This is a genomic window from Nonomuraea maritima, assembly GCF_900100395.1.
GTDB lineage: Bacteria > Actinomycetota > Actinomycetes > Streptosporangiales > Streptosporangiaceae > Nonomuraea > Nonomuraea maritima.
The window spans coordinates 1-2,811 of record NZ_FNFB01000071.1 but is presented as its reverse complement, the minus strand read 5'-3'; the positions used below and the strand labels follow the sequence as shown (position 1 = coordinate 2,811).

Sequence of the window (2,811 nt, the reverse complement as noted above, 5' to 3'; positions counted from 1 at the left end):
CCGCCGCCGTCCGGGACCGGCCCCCAGGCCGCACGCCCGGACGGCGGGCGGGCGGAGGGCCGGGGGTACGGCGGCGCGCCGCGCCGCCGCTTGATACCTAAGAGATCAATTCGGCAACCAACTGCGGGGTTGGATCAGTTCTTCATACCGGGGACCGCTGGCGTCTCGCTCGGCTTGAGGCGCGCGAGGTTGCTTCGACGGGTGGGTTCGAAGGATGCGGTTACCTATGGTCTGCGCCGAGTCCGCGCAGCAAGAGAGCGGCAGACAAGAGCCCTGCGCCGAGCGCTGGGGCAAGCTTGATCAACCAAGAAACAAGCACCTTGGCTATGGCAATATTGTCACCTGGAGTTACGAGAGTGACCGAACTCGAACCCTCCACGATCGGATTGACTATCCGACCCAATACCGCTAGGGCCAGAAGGGTCATTGCCCATAGGATAAGCTTGTGCGCGGTGGACTTGTTCGATGCCGATGTCTCGTCTGGCATGCGAATATGCTCTACCGTCCGCCTTAGGCCACGCATTGCCATCGCAGCCGAAATCAATCCTACCCCGAGAGGGAATGTGAGGGCCACTATTGCCTCACAAATGCCGTAGACCAAAGGCATTCTGCTCTGTGGTATGGAGTCAGCTGTGAGCAAAAAAATCACGTCTGACAGAAACGCGCTAGCTAGAAACGTGCATGCAAGGGACACTCCGCCCCACGCAAAGAGCTTTCGAGGCGTCGGATTCCGTATCATTAGTTCCCTCTCCCATGCGGGAGCTATCCTAGTTAGCTAGATGCGCTGTGCAGAACTTCTTAATCTTGCTGCCAAATTTTGAAAGATATGCCTCGATTCTCGACTCCTCATAAGTGGCGATTTTTTTCAATTCGGCGACCTGCTCGGGCGACATGCTCGAGTCTACAGCATTCCTGTATCCCGGGTACTTGGTCTCCAAATACGGAAGCATTTGTTTGTATTGATTAGGATTGAGCGCTCGATCGTTAAGTGAACCTGCCGCAAACCGAAGACATGTCGTTGCTGATTTCTGGTCCGGCGCAAGAGGGGGTGGTGGAGGAGGCACCTGAACGGTGACCTCCAATGCATCCTGCATGGCATCGCTAATCATCTCGACATCCTTGCGAGGGCCGATCACGAACCAATTGGCACCGGTTACCAACGGGCGGCTTGGGCTAATCAAAGGTTGCCAATCCTGCAATACGGCGGCTACTGAGCTGGGGTGTCGATAGACTCGAATTGCTTCCACTTTCCCGTCGCTCTGGTAGCAATTGACGCCATACATTTCATCCCAAAAATAGATATCATTATAAACTGGCTCACTCTCGCGGCAATCGATTTTGCTGGCGATCTCTTGGGCAATACTGGCCAAGTCTTCCGTTCTCGATTCGCCATCCATCCTTGCCATCGCAATAACGATACAACCCATACACAAGGTAGCAGCGGCCATGATGCCGATGGCTGTTGTGTATCGCCGCAGCTTTGGTCGGGCCATACCTATTCCTCACGAATGAACGCAGCTACATATATACTGAGCTGGGTTTCCATCCGTGGGTGCTTAGTGTGGGCACCCACGGATGGAGACTAATCTTCTAAGTGGCTAGGAGCGTCTATCGACGTCCTCGTTGGCGTGACTAAGACCAGTTGATGGGCACGCTGAGGGGTGCGGAGATCGAGATCGATTGGAACTTCGGCACGCCGACGACGTTACCCCAAGAGGCAGAACCACTACCGGACTTACCGCATCCGAGAGTGATCCAGTAAGGGGAACTTGAGCGGTAACCCATGCCCTGGGCGCACCCCTCCGACTCCGACCAGTTGGGGGAGTTCCAGGAGTAGCCCTTGGTGGCGGACGAGGTACTACCGATGTAGGAGCAGTCGATCCACTGGTAGGTCGTCCACACAAGCGGGAAGCCAGTCCCGGCGTAGGGGCCGCAGGCGGCGGGGCGGGCGACGCTGGCGCCGGAGTTCTCCGGCGCCTGCACAATGGGCTTGGTAAGGTCGACATCTGGGGCCACCCAGACGTTCTCGGGGAGCTTCGGAGCCGGTGGAGTCGCATCTGCGAACGCGGCAGTCGCGTTGATACCACCGATCATGGTCAGGGGTATCGCGACCGCAGCGAGAAACATGAGGGGACGCTTGCGCATGAGGTAGGGTCCTCCTTGCATCGATTGGTGCCCCACGGGCAGGCCATCCGCCAAGATCGTCCTGCTCGTGGGACATAAGGGCTTCGTCTCGACATGAACCCCTTACAGGAAGCGATGGCTCATGTCGAAGCGATCTTGAAGCTACGCGATTAGTCGTATATCCGTCAACCCCTGATTTGTCCGATTTGTCATGGCCGGGAACGCACATGTTGCGGTTCGGGCAGCCCAACCGCCACTACAACTGAGCAGCCCCGGTCCTGCCGCTGGTCGTCCTGACGGAGCGATTGCTCGTCTTGTGGATCGAGTACCGGGGAGCTACAGCCGCGTTGCCAAGGCGCACACCCCGGCTACTACTTCATCCGCGACTTCTGGCGGGCCAATACAGGCATGCTTGCGGCGCTGTATGTGCTCGCCGGGCTGGGGGCAACGAACGCCTGTTGCCTGAGACTGTGGCTCAGGTCTTCGTGCTATTGCGCGTCCGATGAGCCCAGCCTTTGGGCCGGTACTTCCCTGCGAGGGGCGGCCTTGTTCTAATAGGCCCGCCCACGAAAGAGGTCACTCAACGCTGCAATGTCCATCCCCTGAAAGCGTGGAGACTCGGTTATGCGGCGATGGTCTCCTGAGACCTCGCCGTGGCGGCTGCTCGCGCGGTCATGATCTGCTGCT

The 2,811-nt window shown here is 58.2% G+C and carries 2 protein-coding genes; both read right to left on the bottom strand.

Going from position 1 to position 2,811, the window contains the following annotated elements; genetic code table 11:
- Nucleotides 1-767: 767 nt before the first annotated feature.
- The gene (locus BLR04_RS40340) at nt 768-1,493 is read right to left on the bottom strand and encodes a hypothetical protein (RefSeq protein ID WP_143022457.1); all 726 of its coding nucleotides are present in this window, start codon (nt 1,491-1,493) and stop codon (nt 768-770) included.
- 139 nt (nt 1,494-1,632) lie between these two features.
- Nucleotides 1,633-2,145: a hypothetical protein gene (locus tag BLR04_RS39315; protein ID WP_090774280.1), complete on the bottom strand. Its 513-nt coding sequence runs from the start codon at nt 2,143-2,145 to the stop codon at nt 1,633-1,635.
- Between the last annotated feature and the right edge of the window lie 666 nt (nt 2,146-2,811).

What these genes read in the sequence shown, in the direction of transcription:
- BLR04_RS40340 (WP_143022457.1), bottom strand. Translation starts at nt 1,493, where the DNA reads ATGGCCCGACCAAAGCTGCGGCGATACACAACAGCCATCGGCATCATG.
- BLR04_RS39315 (WP_090774280.1), bottom strand. Translation starts at nt 2,145, where the DNA reads ATGCGCAAGCGTCCCCTCATGTTTCTCGCTGCGGTCGCGATACCCCTG.